The 18400-nt window shown below is 69.9% G+C and carries 12 protein-coding genes and 1 tRNA gene; 6 read left to right on the top strand and 7 right to left on the bottom strand.

The genetic code is table 11. From position 1 onward, the window contains the following. Window positions 1-159: 159 nt before the first annotated feature. Both QQA12_RS07010 and QQA12_RS07005 read right to left on the bottom strand, forming a co-directional pair. Entirely contained in the window at window positions 160-1710 is a 1551-nt protein-coding gene (locus QQA12_RS07010; protein ID WP_226050303.1) for a sensor domain-containing diguanylate cyclase, read from the bottom strand. Between the two features lie 152 nt (window positions 1711-1862). Continuing rightward, window positions 1863-1938 (bottom strand) — tRNA-Phe (locus tag QQA12_RS07005). A gap of 235 nt (window positions 1939-2173) precedes the next feature. Here QQA12_RS07005 and QQA12_RS07000 point away from each other — a divergent pair. Continuing rightward, window positions 2174-2713: a lipocalin family protein gene (locus tag QQA12_RS07000; protein WP_226050302.1), complete on the top strand. Its 540-nt coding sequence runs from the start codon at window positions 2174-2176 to the stop codon at window positions 2711-2713. 10 nt (window positions 2714-2723) lie between these two features. On the opposite strand, the gene QQA12_RS06995 is transcribed toward QQA12_RS07000, so the two are convergent. From QQA12_RS06995 to QQA12_RS06975, 5 genes are all read right to left on the bottom strand, one after another. Further along, complete coding sequence (locus QQA12_RS06995; protein ID WP_226050301.1) at window positions 2724-4184, bottom strand: amidohydrolase; 1461 nt, start codon at window positions 4182-4184, stop codon at window positions 2724-2726. A gap of 11 nt (window positions 4185-4195) precedes the next feature. Further along, a complete protein-coding gene (locus tag QQA12_RS06990) occupies window positions 4196-6016 on the bottom strand; it encodes an amidohydrolase family protein (protein WP_226050300.1) in 1821 nt (606 codons plus the stop codon). 15 nt (window positions 6017-6031) lie between these two features. Next, the gene (locus QQA12_RS06985; protein ID WP_226050299.1) at window positions 6032-7042 is read right to left on the bottom strand and encodes a FecR domain-containing protein; all 1011 of its coding nucleotides are present in this window, start codon (window positions 7040-7042) and stop codon (window positions 6032-6034) included. After that, window positions 7026-7613 carry an RNA polymerase sigma factor gene (locus QQA12_RS06980; protein WP_226050298.1) on the bottom strand — a complete coding sequence of 196 codons (588 nt, stop codon included), beginning with the start codon at window positions 7611-7613 and terminating at the stop codon, window positions 7026-7028. Before QQA12_RS06980 ends, QQA12_RS06985 begins: the two co-directional genes overlap by 17 nt. Window positions 7614-7674: 61 nt before the next feature. Next, on the bottom strand, window positions 7675-11034 hold the full coding sequence (locus tag QQA12_RS06975) for a TonB-dependent receptor (protein WP_226050297.1): 3360 nt from the start codon (window positions 11032-11034) through the stop codon (window positions 7675-7677). Window positions 11035-11208: 174 nt separating this feature from the next. Here QQA12_RS06975 and QQA12_RS06970 point away from each other — a divergent pair, with 174 nt between their 5' ends. The 5 genes from QQA12_RS06970 to bla all read left to right on the top strand — a co-directional run bounded on the left by QQA12_RS06970 (window position 11209) and on the right by bla (window position 17938). Beyond that, window positions 11209-11685 (top strand): LEA type 2 family protein, encoded by a 477-nt coding sequence (locus tag QQA12_RS06970; protein ID WP_054664949.1) that lies wholly within the window; start codon window positions 11209-11211, stop codon window positions 11683-11685. Window positions 11686-11722: 37 nt separating this feature from the next. Then, window positions 11723-13513, top strand: coding sequence for an acyl-CoA dehydrogenase C-terminal domain-containing protein (locus tag QQA12_RS06965; protein ID WP_226050296.1), 1791 nt, complete (start codon window positions 11723-11725; stop codon window positions 13511-13513). A 77-nt stretch (window positions 13514-13590) separates the two neighbouring features. Further along, on the top strand, window positions 13591-14256 hold the full coding sequence (locus QQA12_RS06960; protein ID WP_054664943.1) for an HNH endonuclease: 666 nt from the start codon (window positions 13591-13593) through the stop codon (window positions 14254-14256). 333 nt (window positions 14257-14589) lie between these two features. After that, complete coding sequence (gene dxs / locus QQA12_RS06955) at window positions 14590-16500, top strand: 1-deoxy-D-xylulose-5-phosphate synthase (RefSeq protein WP_226050295.1); 1911 nt, start codon at window positions 14590-14592, stop codon at window positions 16498-16500. A gap of 397 nt (window positions 16501-16897) precedes the next feature. Then, a complete protein-coding gene (gene bla / locus QQA12_RS06950) occupies window positions 16898-17938 on the top strand; it encodes a class A beta-lactamase (protein WP_226050294.1) in 1041 nt (346 codons plus the stop codon). Window positions 17939-18400 lie beyond the last annotated feature (462 nt).

Here is an 18400-nt window from a genome sequence, read left to right as displayed (position 1 = left end):
TGGCGGTAACAGCCAAAGCAAGAATTCTACAATCCCTTGCATTACAGTGGTTTACCGGTATTATTTCGGAGACCCTGGCCCACCAAACGGAAAACCCCGGGTATCCCCCGGGGTTTTTTCTTGCCCGGCCCCACGCCGGATGCGCGCATGCCGAGCCGTTCAGGCCGGCGGCGTGTAGATCTCCACCCGGTTGCGTCCGCCGCGCTTGGCCACGTAGAGCATCTCATCGGCGGTCTTGAACACGGTGGCGATATCCTGGCTGCTTTCCGGCCAGGCGGACACGCCCAGCGAAACCGTCACCCGGTCGACCGGTGCCATGTTGGCGCGCTCGATCTGCAGGCGCAGGCGTTCGGCGACCTGCGCGGCGCTGGCCACCGAAGCGCCGGGCAACAGCAGCACGAACTCCTCGCCGCCCACCCGGCAGGGCGCGTCGTCCACCCGCGAGATGTCCTGCATGTGCATGGCCAGCTGCTTGAGCACCAGGTCGCCGACGTCGTGGCCCCAGGTGTCGTTGACCCGCTTGAAATGGTCGATGTCCAGCGACACCACCGCGAACGGCGTGGCCCGCTCCTGCAGTTCCTGCACCCGCGCCTGCAGATGGCGGCGGTTGCCCAGTCCGGTGAGCGGATCGGTGTTCACGTCCTCGCGCAGCTTGCTGATGCTCTTCTGGAACAGGCCGATGCCCAGCAGCATCGCCTTTTTCAGTTCGCGCGATTCGAAGTACCAGGAGCGCACCGAACGGATGCGCTGCGAAGTGCCGGGCTGGTCCATGTTGCGCGCACCGTAGGCCAGCATGCGCAGCGGGTGGGCGATGATGCGCGCGCACCACCACAGCAGCAGCACGGTGACCAGGGCCAGCGGCAGCGTCTTGACGAACACGGTGCGCATCAACGAGGTCAGCGGCGCCAGGGTGACATCGCGCGGACGCTGCGCGATCACGCCCCAGCCGGTGGCGGCGACCGGGGCATACCCGGCCAGCATGACCTTGCCCTTGCTGTTGACGATGGAGGCCGTGCCGCTGCCGCCACGGGTCACGTCGTCGACCGCCTGGTTGCCGGCCACCACCTTTCCGATGCGGCTCAGGTCGGGGTGGTAGATGATCCGCCCCTCGCTGTCGACCACGTACAGGTAGGAGCCGTCGTGGTAGAAGTGCTGGCCAAGCAGCCGGTCAAGGATGTTCTCCTTCTGCAGGTGGATGGCACCGCCGATCGCGCCGAGGAACCCGCCGCGCGGGTCGCGGATCGGGCTGACCATGAGCACGATGAAATTACCCGCCGCCGACAGGTAGGGCCGGCTGATCAGCGGCTGGCGCGAGCGGATCGACTCCCTGACCGCGGCGCTGGCGAGTACCTTGCCCTGCAACTGCAGCGTTTCCGGCGAGGTCGCCAGCACCTTGCCGGCATCGTCGAAGATGACGATGGAATTGAAGCTCTTGCTGGTCAGCCGCAGGCGGGCGGCTTCCGTATCGAGCCGGGCCGGGTCGTCCATCTCATCGACCAGGAGCTGGGCGGTGTAGTCCAGCTGCAACTGCGCCGACTGCACGAAATCGTCAGTGCTCTTGGCCAGCTTGGTGGCGTACGCCAGGTTGCTTTCCAGGGTGCTGTCCAGCAGTTGCTGCCGTTGCACCTGGTAGCTGGCATGCAGCGTCTTGGCGAACGGAATGAAAGCACCCAGCAGGGCCAGTGCCAGTATCAGCTTGCGCAGGTCCATAGCCGTCGTTGCCCTCCCGCACCGGGATGAACGACTGACCGGGCCAGCGCCTGCAGGCGAAGGTTCCGGCGCCGCATGCCGGCACCTTCGCACAACCGGCGGCCATGCGTACAGAAAAAAAGGCCTGCATTACTGCAGGCCTTTTGTATTCGTGGTGGCCGGGGAGGGAATCGAACCCCCGACACGGGGATTTTCAATCCCCTGCTCTACCAACTGAGCTACCCGGCCACTTTGTCTTCGCGACGTTCCCGCCGGCGAGGACGCGCATGATACGGAGGTCTTCCAGTTTCGGCAAGCGTTCCACGCAAATTTTTTTTCAGCGCCTGCAATCAGCCCGCGGCCGCGTGCCGATCGCGGCAGCCGCCGATTGACGCGCAGGCGCCGTGCCCCGCATCAACAAAACCTTTACTTCCCCGCCCGCGGCTTTGCATAGCCTGCATCCCAACCAAGGAGGTCACGGACCATGCACCATCGCCTGCTCCTGTCGTTGCCCCTGTCGTTGCTGCTCGCCTCCGCCGCACAGGCGGCATCGCCGGTCGAATCGGTCGGGCGTTTCGAGCTGGACCGCTATGCCGGCCAGTGGCACGAGATCGCCCACCTGCCGGTGTCGTTCCAGAAGAAATGCGTGGCCGACATCACCGCCAGCTACCGGCTGCGCGCCGATGGCCGCATCAGCGTGCTCAACCGCTGCCGCACCAGCGACGGCGACATGATCGAAGCCGAGGGCGTCGCACGCCCGGTCAGCGGCCACCCGGGGCGCCTGCAGGTCCGCTTCGCACCGGACTGGCTGTCCTGGCTGCCGTGGGCGTGGGCCGATTACTGGGTGATCGCGCTGGATCCGGACTACCAGTGGGCGATGGTCGGCGAGCCGGGGCGCAGATACCTGTGGATCCTGTCGCGCACGCCGTCGATGGACGACGCCCTGCTCGAGCGGCTCAGGCGCCAGGCCACCGACATGGGCTACGACCTGGCGCCGCTGAAGATGATGGCACCGGTCGACTGAGCGGTCGCGTTCATCGCGCCGAAGGCTTGCGCCGGTAATCCAACGGCGGCGCGTCGCGCTGCAGCAGCGGCACGTAGCGGAAGTTCGCGCCGCGCCGCTGGCCGAACTCGTCCCTGGCCTTGCCGACGATATCCGGCGACTGGAACAAGCGCACCGCGGCCAAGGCCAGCGCCTTGGCCGCGTTCAGCGCGCCCTTGGCGCCCACCGAGGCACCCGATGCGGCCACCGCCTGCCAACTGTGCGCCGGCGTGCCCGGCACCCAGGTGGCGGTGCCCAGGCCGGCGGTCGGCACGTTCCAGCTGACGTCGCCGACATCGGTCGACGCGCTGCCGGCCACGTCCGCGCGGTACGGCTGCAGCTGCATCGCCACGTCCAGTGGCGGGCGCCGCTCCAGGCTCTGCTGCAGCGTCTGCGCGAAGGCCTGCTCCTTCGCGTCGTAGCGCACGCCGCCGACCTGCTCCAGCGCCGCCTGCATCACCTGCCCCAGGGTGTCGTTGGGCAGCAGCGAGAACACCCCGCCGGTCTGCTCGAACTCGACCGTGGTGCCGGTGCCCAGCGCCGCGCCGTCGGCTGCCCTGCGCAGGCGCGCGAACACCTCGCGCACCACCGCCGGATCGACATGGCGCACGTAGTAGTAGGCCTCGGCGAAATCCGGCACCACGTTCGGCGCGCTGCCGCCATTGCTGATCACGTAGTGGATGCGGGTCCCGTCGGGCACGTGTTCGCGCATCAGGTTGGCCATGTGGTTGAACGCCTCCACCGCATCGAGCGCGGAACGGCCACGCTCCGGCGCGATGGCCGCGTGCGCGGCGAGGCCGTGGAAACGGAACTTGCCGCTGATGTTGGCCAGGCTGGTGCCCTGCGCCGCCGAGTTCTCCGCGGCCGGGTGCCAATGCAGCACCACGTCCACGTCGTCGAACAGCCCGGCCCGGGCCAGGTAGACCTTGCCCGAACCACCCTCCTCGGCCGGCGTGCCGTACAGGCGCACCTCACCCGGCGTGCCGGTGGCCTGGAGCCACTGCGCGACGGCACGCGCGGCACCGACCGACGCGGCGCCGAACAGGTTGTGGCCGCAGGCCTGGCCGGCATCCTGCCCATCGATCGGCAGGCGCACCGGCTCGGCCGCCTGCGCCATGCCCGGCAGCGCGTCCATCTCGGCCAGCAGCGCGATCACCGGGCCGCTGCCACGCGTGCCGGAGGACGCGACAAACGCGGTCGGCATGCCAGCCACTCCGGTTTCGATGCGGAAACCCGCTTCGCGCAGTTCCTGCTGCAACAGGCGCGAGGAGCGCTCCTCCAGATAGCCCAATTCGGGTTGCCGCCACAATGCCTGCGCCACCTGCGACTGGCGCGGCGCATAGGCGTCCAGCACCTGCAGCACGTCCGGCCCGGCGGCCCAGGCCGCCCCGGTGCCGCAGGCCAACAACCCGGCACCCAGCCGGATACGGAACCACGCCCGCCTCGCGCCCATCGTCCGCACCCTCAGTAGAAGCCCACGTTGTCGATCTCGAACCACACCTTGCCGCCGGCCTCGCCGCCGGCGGAGAACACCAGTTGCTGCACGTCGTCGCCCTTCCATTCGGCTACCGGCCCCTTGCCGCGGTAGGGCGGTTGGCCCTGCAGCGCGGAGAACGGGATTTCAACGGTGCGCCATTGCGGCGCGGCATCGACCGGGGCGATGAACCGGCGGTCGCCCAGCGCCCTGGCCTCCAGCCGCAGCACAGACGTGCCGCCGCGTACGTCGAAGCGGATGCCGCGGTACGCGCGCAGGTCCACCGGGGCGACCGAGCCGCGGCTAAGCGGCAGGATCGCCGCGGCATACGCCGTGGGCTTGGTGGACAGCCGGGCCTGGACCGAGAGCGCCTTGCCGCCGGTCTCGCGGGCGACGGTTTCGCTGACCTGCACGGTGCGGTCGTTGCCGCCATCGGCTTCGTCGATGCGCAGCGTATCCAGCGCGGTGCGCCCGTCGGCGCGCTCGAAATCATCGACCAGCGGCGCCAGTGGCTCAGCCGGCAGCGACAGCGCGCGGTTGCCGGCCGGCAGTACCGTGCCCTGGCCGTGCACCTGGCGGCCGGCGACGTAGACCCGCTGCGTGTTGCGGATGTCGGCGATGCGCTCCCATGGCCGTCCCTTCACCAGCAGCAGGTCGGCACGCTTGCCGACCTCGATGGTGCCGCGGTCGTCCACGCCCAGCGCGCGGGCGCTGTTGGCGGTGCCGGCGACCAGCGCTTCGGCCGGGGTCAGCCCCGCCTCGACCAGCAGCTCCAGCTCGCGCAGGGTCGATGCGCCGTGCGGCGTGCCGGTCATGCCGGCGTCGGTCCCGACCACCACCGGGACGCCGGCATCGTGCAGGGTCTTCACGTTGCGCAGGGCATCGGCGAAGTTGCGCTCGCGTTGCCGCAGCACCTCCGGGCGGGTGCCCGCGGCGCCGCTGCCATCCACGCGCGCGGGCAGGTACACCGCCAGCGACGGCGCATAGGCGGTGCCATGCTCGCGCATCAGCTGCACCAGTTCGCCGTCCACCGGCATGTCCTGCACGCTGTGCGCGATCACGTCCACGCCGGCGCGCGCGGCGACCTTGCCACGCTTGACCATCACCGTGTGCGAGAACACCTTCAGCCCGTGCCTGTGCGCCTCGTCCACCAGCGCGGCCAGGGTCTCCTCGTCCATGCTGCTGTTGTCGGCGGCGTTGGAATAGCGCCAGCCGTCGGTGAAGGCCTTGATGAAGTCCGGCCTGTAGGCGGCCACGGCACGCACGCCTGCGCGCGCGGCCTCCGGCGAATTCACCCAGCGGGTGGTGTTCTCGTCACCCCAGTCGGCACCGTGGCCGAGCGGCGTGCTCATGCGCGCGGCGAACTTCACGTCCGGCGCGGCGATGTCGGCCAGCCACGCGCGGCGCGGCGCATACGCTTCCGGCGGCTCGTGGAAATCGCTGACGGTGGTGACGCCGGCTGCCATGTACAGGTTGGCGATCTGCGGCAGCTCGGCCGGGCGCGCATTGGGCGTCCAGTGCGTGTGCAGGTCGAACAGCCCCGGCAGCAGCGCCTGGCCGCGGGCGTCGACCACGCGCGCGCCCTTGGGCGCTGCCAGCGCCTGCCCGGCAGCGGCGATGGCCGCGATGCGGCCGTCCCGTACCAGCACGCTGCCCGGATACGCCGGGCGACCGGTGCCGTCGAACACCATGGCACCGCGGATCAGCAGTGCGCTGTCGGCGGAAGTGGCGGCCACGCTGGCCTGCCCGGTGGACAGCAGAAGCGCGGTGAGCAAGGCGAGCGCGCGGGTGCGGCGGGGGTTCATGTTCATGGGTTCAATCCAGAGTCATTGCATGGAATGCGCCGCGTGCGGCGCGCTCTCCGGGGTGCGCAGGCGCACGACCTTGCCCTGCTGCTCGACCACCAGCCCCAGGCTCAGGGCGACGCTGCGGGCGAAGCCCAGCGGGTCGCTGGCCGAGTACAGGCCGACGATGCGGCGGCTGCCGACCACCGGGTCGTCGATGACGATGCGGGTATCGCTGTAGCGCAGGAACTGCGCGGCCGCCACCGACAGCGTGTCGCCGTTGAAGGACAACATGCCCTCGCGCCAGGCCAGCTGCTGTTCCAGGTCCTCGGCGGGCACGGCCTCGATGCGGATGCCGTGGCTGCGGTTGGCCAGCGCGCGGTAGTTGGCCAGCAGCCGCGCCGGTGCCACCGCGCCCTGGGTATCGGCCACGTCCACCACGCCCTCGCGCACCAGCACCTCGACACCGCCGCTGCGGCGCTCGTTGAGGCTGACCGCGAAACTGGTGCCCACCGCGGTGACGTCGGTCTCCTGCGCACGCACCACGAACGGGCGGCCGGGATTCTTGGCCACGTCGAACAGCGCTTCGCCCTGCAGCAGGGTGATGCTGCGCCGCTCACCGGTGTAGTGCACGCGCACCTGCGAGTCCGAATCCAGGGTGATCGCCGAGCCATCCTCCAGCGGCACCCGCAGGATCTCGCCCCGGCGCGTGGCGTAGTACTCGGCGTCGTCGTGCTGGCGGTGCACGCCGATCGCCAGCAGGCTCAGTACCGCCGCCATGCCGGCCGCCCAGCGCAGCACCCGCCGCGCACGCCGGAAGCGCGGCGGCGCAGGATCGGCGGCGATCGCGGCCGTGCCATTGGACAACGCACGCGCACGCGCGGTGCGCGCCAGCACGGCGTGGGCCCGCGCATAGGCACCGAAGTGGCGCACATCGGCCTGCAGCCAGGCATCGCGCGCCATCGCATCGCCGGCGGACAGCGGCGCCCGGTCCTCGCGCGCGACCCAGGCCGCGGCGATATCGTCGATGCTGCGTTCATCGTGTGCGCGCATGGCGTGTTCCTCCTGCTCCGAGCCGTTCCCTGCCCTCTTCCGCGCCTTTCCCGTCGCGCTTCATCGAATCCATCAATACCCGGATTCCCTTGCAGATGTGTTTCTCCACGGTGTTCTCGCTGATCTGCATCCGCTGGGCGATCTCGCGCTGCGAGTAGCCCTCGACCCGGCGCAGGACGAAAGCCTGCCGGCATTTGTCCGGCAGGCTGTCGATCAATGCGCCGATCCGTGCCAGCTCCTGCCGCGAGGACGCGGTGCGTTCCGGACACGCCTCCTCGCCGCCGATGGCCACCCGCTCGATCTCGGCCACGGCCTCGATCGACACCACCTGCGCGCGCCGCAGCTGCTGCAGCACCACCGACTGCGCCACCGAATACACGTAGGCGCGCGGCTGGCGCACGTGCGACACGTCCGCCATCGCCGCCAGGATGGCGTAGGTCTCCTGGATCACGTCGTCCACGTCCTGGCGCACCGGCAAGCGCCGCTGCAGCCAGTCGCGCAGGGCCGGCTCGCACGGCAGCACGTGCTCGGCGAGCCACAACGAGCGCTCCGCCGCCAGTGCCGCGCTCATCGCGGCACCCCCGCGGTGCCCGGCACCTGCCGGGCGTTTTCACGGACAACGCCCGGGGTCATCAGAACGCCTTGGTCACATTGACGTACCAGTACCGCGGATAGGCCTGGTACACGGCCGAGGAATAGCCGAACGCGTCGCTGGACACCGGCGGCCGCTTGTTGGCCAGGTTGTTGGCGCCCACCTTCAGCGACAGTCCGTCCACCCAGCCATCGCCCCTGAAGTCGTACTTGACGAAGGCGTTGGCCAGGGTCTGCGACTTCACCGTCCACGGCGTGCCGTCGGCCAGCACCAGTCCGTTCTCGACGAACGAGCTGCTGTAGCGCGCGCTGGCGCCGACCGACACCTGCTGGTAGCGCCAGGTGAGCGTGCCGGACCACTTCCACTGCGGGTTGCCGCCGTTGCCGATCAGGTTGCCGCCGCCGGTGACCCGGATCGACGGATCGACCAGGCCGCTGCCCTTGGCGTCTTCCAGTGCCTGCAGTGCCGGCGAGCGTTGGCGGTAGAACTCGATCAGGCGGGTGCCGTTGAGCGACACGTCGAAACGCCCGGCGCGGGTTTCCGGCGAGGCCCAGCTGAAGCTGTAGTCCACGCCGCGCACGGTCTGCGGCTCGAGGTTGACGTACTGGTCCCTGACGTAGAGCACCTTGCCCGCGGCCTCCAGGCCGGTACCGGCGTAGCGCGCGATGTCGTCGGCGGTGGGGTCGGCGCGCACCACGTCGGCGTTGCTGCTGCCCTGCTGGCGCAGCACGTAGTCCAGGATCAGCGCGTTGCCCTCGCCGAACAGGCCGATGATGCCTTCCTGCGCGTACTTGTAGTAATCCACCGCGAAGGTGAAGCGGCCGAAGTTCTCGGGGATGAACTGCGGCTGGAACACGATGCCGGCGCTGGTGTTGGTCGAGGTTTCCGGCTTCAGGTCCGGGTTGCCCGAACGGCGCGCGGTGGTCGAGGCGGTGTAGCCCTTGCAGGCCGCCATCGAAGCCTGCGCGCCGCTGCGCACGTCGGCCAGGCACTGGACCCAGTCGGTGCGGCTGTTGGAGCGGCTGACCATGGTCGCGTTGACCTGCTCCAGGTTCGGCGCGCGGAAGCCCTTGGCCCAGGACGAGCGCACGGTCAGGCCGTCGATGATCTGCCAGCCCAGCGCCAGCTTCGGCTTGGCCACGCTGCCGAAGTCGTTGTAGCGCTCGGCGCGGCCGGCCACCTGCAGGTCCAGCGAACGCACCAGCGGGATGTCCATCCCCGGCGAGACCAGCGGCACCGAGAACTCGGCGAACACGCCGGCGACGGTACGCGAACCATAGGTATCCGGGGTCGGGCTGACGCCGTACATGTCGCTCGGGTACTGGATGCCGGTGATCGCATCGGTGAAGGTCAGCGAACCGTCGACGTGGGCATCGCGGTCGTCGCGCTGGGTCTCATGACGCACTTCCAGGCCGGTCGCCATGCCGACGTCGCCGGCCCAGGTGCGGAACAGGTCCGGACGCGATGCCTTGACGTCCCACAGGTACAACTCGGTCTCGCTCTGGCGCCTGGCCTTGTAGAAGAACCGGTCCAGCTTGCTCCAGTCGTTGCAGCCGCCGCAGAACGGGTTGTAGGCCGCCGACGTCGAATCGGCCAGCGCCTGCTGGAACAGGGTCATGCTCACCGCGTCCTGGGTATCCTCGACCTTGGCCTTGGAGTACAGCGCCGCGCTTTCCCAGTCGAAACCGAAGTGGTAGCCGCGCAGGCCGGCCAGTGCGCGCACCTGGGTGTTCTTGACCTCGATCCGGGTCGGGCGCTCGAAGCGATAGCTGGTGATGGTCACCGGCAGGCCATCGGCGCCGATGTTCAGGCCCTGCAGCCGGTTCGGGTTGAGCGTGCCGTCGGGCAGGTACATCGCGCCGAACGGATTCCAGTAATTGCTGGCGGCCACCGTCATCGGCAGCGAGGAAATGGTGTTCACGCCGTTCTGCAGGCTGTAGGCGCGCGAGTCGTACAGGCCGGCCTCGCTGAACAGCGAGATGCCGTTCTCGAAATCGTGCTTGCCGGTGGCGAACACGTTGATGCGGCGCACGTCCGGCGCGATCGACACCGGGTACAGCGACTGGTGGTTGTCGCGCAGGTTGGCGTCGGCACCCGAGGTGGCCTTGCTGCCGGACTGCATGCACAGGCCGTCGCCGAGGGTCGCGCCGCAGTTGCCGTTGCTGGTCGGCTTGACGTGGAACGCGCCGGCGGCGGTGGTCAGCCACTTGCCGTTCTGCGACACGCGCGCGCCGTTGGCGGTGAAGTTGCCCCACGGGCTGTTGGTATTGCGGTTGTCCACCCCGGCCAGGCCTGCGTACGGGGTACCGGCGAAGTCGTCGATGCGGTTGCCGCTGCGGGTCCAGTCCTGGTCCAGCGAGTTCAGGCCGGTGGTGTTGTAGTAGTTGAAGGCGATGGTGACGTTGGAGCGCAGGTCCTGTGAGTTCCTGCCCCACATGCCGTTGACCGACACGTCGCTCAGGTGGGTGCCCTCGCCCACGCCCTTCTGCACGCTCAGGGTGCCGCCATCCATGTCGTCGCGCAGCACGTTGTTGACCACGCCGGCCACCGCGTCGGTGCCGTAGATCGCGGCGGCGCCATCGAGCAGCACCTCGACCCGGCGCAGGTTGGCCACCGGCACGGTATTGGCGTTGTAGGTCAGCACCGGCACCAGGTTGCCGTCGGCCTGGCTGGTCGGGTGCACCACGGTGCGGCGGCCGTTGATCAGCAGCAGCGTGTTGCCCACGCCCAGCCCGCGCAGGTTGACCGAGGCGATGTCGCCGCGCGCGTAGTTGGAGCTGTTGCCGCCATTGGTGCCGCTGAAGGACACATTGCCCATCTGCGGGATGGAGCGGTACAGGTCGTCGCCGGAAACCGCGCCGGTGGCCTCGATCTGCTCGGCCTGCAGGGTCGCCACCGGCAGGATCGCCGCCGACTTGCTGCCCTTGATCTGGCTGCCGACCACGGTGATCTGGTCCAGCGTGTTGACCGGCCCGCTGGCCGGCGTCTCCTGCGGCGCCGCGGCCGCCGGCTCCGGCTCGGCGGCCTGCGCCACGGCCAGCCCGCCCAGCCCGCCCAGCGAGGCGAGCATCGGCGTGGCGGCACGCAGGGTGATGGTACGGCCGTCGTCCGAGGCGACCGCCAGCCCGGTGCCGCTGAGCAGGCGGTTCAATGCCTGCCGCGGATCCATCTGCCCCTTCAGCTGCCCGACCTCGATCCGCCCCTCGTCGCCCATGGCGGCCGGCGCGATGATCTGCAGGCCCGCCTGGCGTGCGAATTCAGGCAGCACCTCCTCGATGCGGCCACCGTTGATATCGAACTGCGGCGGTGCGGCCAGCGCCGGCATGGCCACGCACAGCGCGGTGGCGGCCAGGCCGCCACGGATCGCGCTTGCCAGCGGCAACAACTTGAATGAACGCATTGATCAACCCCTCTCCGGTATATGCGAATGCGGCGACGCTGTCGGTCCCCTCACATGCCTAGATGAGCCTGCGCGGAAGTTCCGCCATCGGCCGCACCATCGCCCCCCGGCCATGCCCGCCATACGGCGTAGTATCCTTTGGCCAACCCCTCCGGATCCCGAGGACCGAGCAGTATGCGTTTTCGCCCACAGTACGTCCTGACCGCAGTTCTCAGCCTCACCCTCGCCGCATGCGGCGGCGGCATGGTGAAGCGGGTTTCCGAACCCGCCGCCGGCATCCAGCAGCTCACCGTCGCCAACGACGGCAGCTGGGACGTGGAGCTGCGCCTGCGCAACTACAGCTCGATGCCGATGCGCTTTGACGACGTGTCCCTGCGGATCAAGGTCGGCGACGAAGCCGCCGGCACCCTGAACGCCGCCCCGGGGCTGTCCATCGGCCCCGAATCGGCCGACGTGATCAAGGTCCGCCTGCAGCCGGCCTCGCCGGCCCGCATCGTCGTGGCCGACGCCCTGGCCGGCGGCCGCTCGCTGTTCTACGAACTGGAAGGCACGGTCAAGGCCACGCCCGAAGAAAAGAAGCAGCGCAGCTTCGAGGTGAAGGCGCGCAACACCCTGAACCAGGCGCCGGGCCTGCCTGGCGTGCTGCGCTGACCCGCCTCCCCCTTCCGTTCCAGCAGAGATCGCACCGATGAGCAACTACAAGGCACCCGTTACCGACCTCCGTTTCGCCCTGCACGACGTGCTCAAGGCCGAGTCGCTGTTTGCCGCGATGGGCCACGCCGACGCCAGCGCAGACGTCATCGACGCCGTGCTCGAGGAAGCCGGCCGCTTCAGCGCCAGCGTGCTGGCACCGCTGAACGCGGCAGGCGACCAGCATGGCTGCACGCTGGACAAGGCGACCGGCGAGGTCACCACCACCCCGGGCTTCCGCGAGGCCTATGCGCAGTTCGTCGAAGGCGGCTGGACCGGCCTGACCGCCGCGCCGGAGTTCGGCGGCCAGGGCATGCCGGAGACGCTGGGCATGGCGCTGAGCGAGATGGTGTCCTCGGCCAACCTGGCCTGGAGCCTGTTCCCGATGCTGTCGCACGGCGCGGTCGAAGCGCTCCGGCACTATGGCGAGGACTGGCAGAAGGAAGCCTTCCTCAAGCCGCTGGTGGCCGGCACCTGGACCGGCACCATGTGCCTGACCGAGCCGCATGCCGGCACCGACCTGGGCCTGCTCAAGACCCGCGCCGAGCCCAACGCCGATGGCAGCTACGCCATCACCGGCACCAAGATCTTCATCACCGCCGGCGAGCACGACCTGAGCGAGAACATCGTCCACCTGGTGCTGGCCAAGCTGCCCGACGCCCCGCCCGGGCCGAAGGGCATCTCGCTGTTCGTCACCCCCAAGTACAAGGTCGGCCGCGACGGCACGATGGGCGAGCGCAATGCCCTGCGCTGCGGCGCGCTGGAACACAAGATGGGCATCCACGGCTCGTCCACCTGCGTGATGAACTTCGACGGCGCCCAGGGCTACCTCGTCGGCCAGCCGCACAAGGGCCTGCAGGCGATGTTCGTGATGATGAACTCCGCCCGCCTCGGCGTCGGCATCCAGGGCCTGGCGCAGTCCGAGCGCGCCTACCAGGGCGCCCTGGCCTATGCCCGCGAGCGCCTGCAGTCGCGCGCGCCCAAGGGGCCGCAGCTGGCCGACAAGCCGGCCGATCCGATCATCGCCCAGCCCGACGTACGCCGCATGCTGCTGTCGATCAAGGCGCTGACCGAAGGCGGCCGGCTGCTCGCCGCGCACGCCTACACCCAGCTCGACGCCGCGCAGAGCGCCGGTGACGCGCAGGTGCGCGCCGATGCCGAGACCCTGGTCAGCTTCCTCACGCCCATCGTCAAGGCGTGCCTGACCGAATGGAGCATCGAGTCCACCTACAACGCGCAGCAGTGCTTCGGCGGCCACGGCTATATCGCCGAGCACGGCATGGAGCAGCTGGCCCGCGACGCCCGCATCACCACCCTGTACGAAGGCACCACCGGCATCCAGGCGCTGGACCTGATCGGCCGCAAGACCGCCATGTCGCAGGGTGCGGGGCTGAAGCTGTTCCTGGCCGAGATCGAGGCGTTCATCGCCGCCAATGCCGGCAACGCCGCCGTCGCCGAATTCCTGCCGGTGCTCGGCGCCAGGGCGCGCGAATGGGGCCAGCTGACCAGCGCCGTCCTGCAGCGCGCGGCGGCCAACCCGGAAGAACTGGGCGCGGCCAGCTGGGACTATCTGTTCTACAGCGGCTACGTCGCCCTGGCCTACTGGTGGGCGCGCGCAGTGGCCGCGGCGCAGGAATCCACCCACCCGCAGGCCTTCAGGCAGGCCAAGCTGGAAACCGCGCGCTTCTACTACGCGCGCATCCTGCCGCGCACCCTGGCCCATGCCGCCAGCATGGAAAGCGGCGCCGAGCCGCTGATGGCCATGGACGCCACGCGCTTCGGCGAGTGAGCCCGGCCCGGCCGCCATCGTCGATGGCGGCCGGGTTTACACAAACTGTCACGCTTCGTGTATAAGCTGTTTTCCCGATGGAGACAGACACTACACCGCGTGGTCTGATCGATACCGGAGTCGCCGCATCCGCTCCGGACGTGGAGTTTTCGCTCCCGCCCTCCCTGCACCGCCTCGGTTCCGTGCGACTGCTGTCGCTGGATGCGCATGGCCGCGTACTCGACTGGATCAACTGGCAGGAGGCCTCCTGCCTCTATGCCCGCGGCGCGGTGGCATGGACCCTGGGCGATCCCTGCCTGCACGTGCATGGCGCCATCAACCGCGCCAGCGGCCTGCGCAGCGGCCTGGACCTGCACCCGATCATCGCCTCGCGCGGCCATGCCCGCTCGCGCGCCATCGACCCGACCCCCAACCTCACCAATACCGCGCTGTTCGCCCGCGACGCCCAGTTGTGCCTGTACTGCGGCCAGCAGTTCAGCCGCCCGCACCTGACCCGCGACCACGTGATGCCGCTGTCCAAGGGCGGCCGCGACATCTGGGAAAACGTGGTCAGCGCCTGCTTCCAGTGCAATTCGCGCAAGAGCAACCGCACCCCGCAGCAGGCCAACATGCCGCTGCTGGCGGTCCCGTACCGGCCGAGCTGGATCGAGCACCTGATCCTGTCCAACCGCAACATCCTGGCCGACCAGATGGCGTTCCTGAAGGCACAGCTGCCGAAGAAGGCGTTGCGACGCAGCGCCTGACCCCGCGCAACAGCGGCCGGCCCATGCCCGTTGCGCGCGGCACGGCTCCATTCACCCGGCCCGACCCGCCGGCCGCCATGCCGGCGTCGTCGCCCCCGGCGCGCCCAGCCACCGCCGCCGGCCCGCTCGCCGTAGCGCGGCAGCGGTGAACCGCCGGCGCTTGTGCCCGGGCGCGGAAAAGCGCGCACGCCACCAGAACGCCCCCGGCACAAGCTGAACCACGCCCGCATCCACGCCCCCGAAGTCCCCATCGGCGGCCCGCGCCACCGGCGGTTTGCTTGCCCCACCCCGGAATGGGGGCGAAAATACCGGTCCGGCTGAAACGCGAAGAAAATGATCGACTCCGTCCGCTATCCGCGCCTGTCGCGCATCCAGACCCCGCACGACCTGCGCGCGTTCGATGAAACCGAACTGACCGCGGTCGCCGGCGAGCTGCGCGATTACCTGATCGAATCCGTGGGCCGGAGCGGCGGCCACTTCGCCGCCGGGCTGGGCGTGATCGAACTGACCGTCGCCCTGCACTACCTCTACGACACCCCGGTCGACCAGCTGGTGTGGGACGTGGGCCACCAGACCTACCCGCACAAGATCCTCACCGGCCGCCGCGACACCATCCACACGGTCAAGCAGAAGGATGGCGTGGCGCCGTTCCCCAAGCGCGAGGAAAGCGAGTACGACACGTTCGGCGTCGGCCATTCCTCGACCTCGATTTCCGCCGCGCTCGGCATGGCCATCGCCCGCCAGCGCCAGGGCGACGAGCGCCGGATGGTGGCGGTGATCGGCGACGGCGCGATGACCGCAGGCATGGCGTTCGAGGCGCTGGCGCATGCCGGCGGCATGGACGAGGAGCCGAACGTGCTGGTCATCCTCAACGACAACAACATGTCCATCTCCGAGGCGGTCGGCGGGCTGACCAAGATGCTCGGCCGCGCCACCGCCAGCCGCACCCTCAACGCGTTGCGCGAGGGCGGCAAGAAGATCCTCGGCGACAAGCGCCACAGCCCGCCGGCGCGCTTCGTCAAGCGCTGGGAAGAGCAGTGGAAGGGCATGTTCGTGCCCTCCACGGCGTTCGAGCAGATGGGCTTCCACTACACCGGCCCGATCGACGGCCACGACCTGCCGCTGCTGCTGTCCACGCTCAAGACCCTCAGGGGCAAGAAGGGGCCGCACCTGCTGCACATCATGACCACCAAGGGCAAGGGCTACGAGCCGGCCGAAGGCGACCAGATCGGCTACCACGCCGTCGGCCCGTTCGACCCGAGCAAGGGCCTGCCAGCCAAGAGCGCGCCGAAGAAGCCGACCTACACCGACGTGTTCGGCGACTGGCTGTGCGATGCCGCCGCCGCCGAGCCGCAGCTGATGGGCATCACCCCGGCGATGCGCGAGGGCTCGGGCCTGGTGCGTTTCAGCCGTGAATACCCGCAGCGCTATTTCGACGTGGCCATCGCCGAGCAGCACGCGGTGACCCTGGCCGCGGGCATGGCCACCCAGGGCGCCAAGCCGGTGGTGGCGATCTATTCCACCTTCCTGCAGCGCGCCTACGACCAGCTGGTGCACGACGTCGCCATCCAGGACCTGGACGTGCTGTTCGCCATCGACCGTGCCGGCGTGGTCGGCCCGGACGGCGCCACCCATGCCGGCAACCTCGACCTGAGCTTCCTGCGCTGCGTGCCGAACATGCTGGTGATGGCCCCGGCCGACGAAGCCGAATGCCGGCAGATGCTCAGCACCGGCCTGCAGTACAAGGGCCCGGCGGCGGTGCGCTACCCGCGCGGCACCGGCCCGGGCGTAGCCCCGGGCGTCGATCTGTCCACCTTGCCGGTCGGCAAGGCGCAGCTGCGCGCGCAGGGCCAGCGCCTGGCCATCCTCGCGTTCGGTTCGACCGTGGCCGCCGCCGAGCAGGTCGGCCGCGAGCTCGGCCTGACCGTGGTGAACATGCGTTTCATCAAGCCGCTGGACCGGACCCTGCTGCTCGAACTGGCCCGCACCCACGAGGGGTTCGTCACGGTCGAGGACAACGTGGTCGCCGGCGGTGCCGGCTCGGGCGTGTCCGAACTGCTCAACGCCGAAGCCATCGTCATGCCGGTGCTGCACCTGGGCCTGCCGGACAGCTTCCAGCACCATGCCAGTCGCGAAGACCTGCTGGCCGAAGCCGGCATCGACGCGGCCGGCATCCGCGACGCCATCTTCCGGCGCTGGCCGGACGCGCGCACCCCGGCCACCGCGATGAGCGTGGCCGGCTGACCGGCGACGGCGTGCCCGCCGCCAGGCTCGCGTCGGCCACACCGCTCCGGCGCTTGCCGACAGGAGGCGCCCGACATGCCCATCGCCGCCCCGCGACCCGCAAGGCGCCACCGGTCCGCACCGCCTGACACGAACGCCGCAGCGTAGCTGCCCTCCGCCCTGCGGCAATGACAGGGTGCTGGCATACAGGCCGGATCCATGCATTGCAGGCACGAGCCTGGCCCTGCCGCAACGGCTGCCAGGCCGCCGATCCCCGATCGCTGCCTGGAAGAAGACACATCGAAGGCCACCCGCCGGCGGGTGGCCTTCGCTACGCCCGGGGGTGCCGCGCGGCTCCGCCATGCCGTTACCATGCCGGTCGCGCTTTCACATCCGTTCCGTTGCCAGAGGATCTTTCATGACCGTCCGCGTCCGTCGTTCCCCGCACCCGCGCCTGCAGGCGTCCCTGCTGGCCTCGGCCCTGCTGCTGGGCAGCCTGTGGGCTACGCCGGCACCGGTCCTGGCGCGGCCGGCGCCAGCGCAGACGACCGCGCTGCAGACCGAGGCCGAGCGTCTTGCGGCACAGCTCCCGGGCGACGTCGGCGCGGCGCTGGTGCACCTGGAAAGCGGCCGCGCGGTCTACCTCAACGCCGACCAGCCGCTGCCGATGGCCAGCACCATGAAGGTGCCGGTGGCGGTGCACATCCTCAAACTGGTCGACGAAGGCAAGCTGGGCCTGCAGCAGCAGGTACTGCTGGGGCCGGAGGACATCTACCCCGACATGGGCGGGCCGATGGACACCCACCTCAGCGCCGGTTCGGCCATCACCATCCGCGACCTGCTGCACATGATGATCACGGTCAGCGACAACAACGCCACCGACATCCTGGTGCGCACCGGCGGCGGCCCCGAAGCGGTGCAGCAGCGCATGCGCGCGCTGGGCGTCGATGGCCTGCGCGTGGACCGCTACATCTGGGAGCTGCTGGCCAACTATTACGGTGATGCCGCCTCGCACGCGCATCCGCTGGGGCCGGCCGCCTACGGCGAGCTGTCGCGCAGCGAGCGCAGCCAGGAGCAGCGGCGCACCAACATGGACGCCTGGAACGCCGATCCGCGCGATACCAGCAGCGCCCGCGCCATGGCGCAGCTGCTGCAGCGCACATGGAAGGGCGAGATCCTGTCGCCGGCCTCGACCGCCGTATTGCAGCAGATCATGCTCGACACCCGCACCGGCAGCGCGCGGCTGCGGGGCATGCTGCCCAGCGGCACGCCGGTGGCGCACAAGACCGGCACCGTCGGCGACGTGATCAACGACGTCGGTGTGATCGAACTGCCCAATGGCCGCGGCCACGTGGTGGCGGCGGTGTTCATCCGCTCGCGCGCCTCCAGCGAAGCGCGCGATGCCGCCATTGCCCAGTTGGCACGCGCCGCGCACGACTACTACCTGTTCGTGCCGTGATCGTACGGGCGCGCCGGCCGGCGCGCCCGTCCCCTTGCCCGTCAGCCCCGGTGGTCGGCCGGGGCCACCGCCGTGCCCGTCGTCATCCGCACCGCCACCTGCCGACCACACTCCGCCGGCGCGCAGGTGAACGCCGGCGCGGCGCCGCTCCCACCGGCCTGGCGGCAACCATTCGCGATCCCCTGTATCCGCGGCAGCGCCACTGCCAGCACCGGTGCAGTCGCCGCGGAGGCGTCACGCCCGGCGTACGAGGTCTTCATGGTGGGCCGGGAGTGCGCCGGAACACCCTGGCCGCCCCTGCCCCGGGCCACCGTCGTCTGCCAGCGGAGCCGTCCGCGGCACACCCCGGCCATGCCGCCCCCTGCCCGGGCCCGTGCCCGCCCCCCCGGTGCCGATTCCACTTCCCGCAGCCCGCCCAGGACTGCTAGATTCACCGCGCCTGCGCGAGCGGGCGCGTAGGAC

Origin of the sequence: Stenotrophomonas sp. 17(2023) (assembly GCF_030345315.1) — a bacterium.
GTDB lineage: Bacteria > Pseudomonadota > Gammaproteobacteria > Xanthomonadales > Xanthomonadaceae > Stenotrophomonas > Stenotrophomonas acidaminiphila.
The sequence above is the reverse complement of the archived record's forward strand: the minus strand, read 5'-3'. Positions and strand labels throughout refer to the sequence as shown.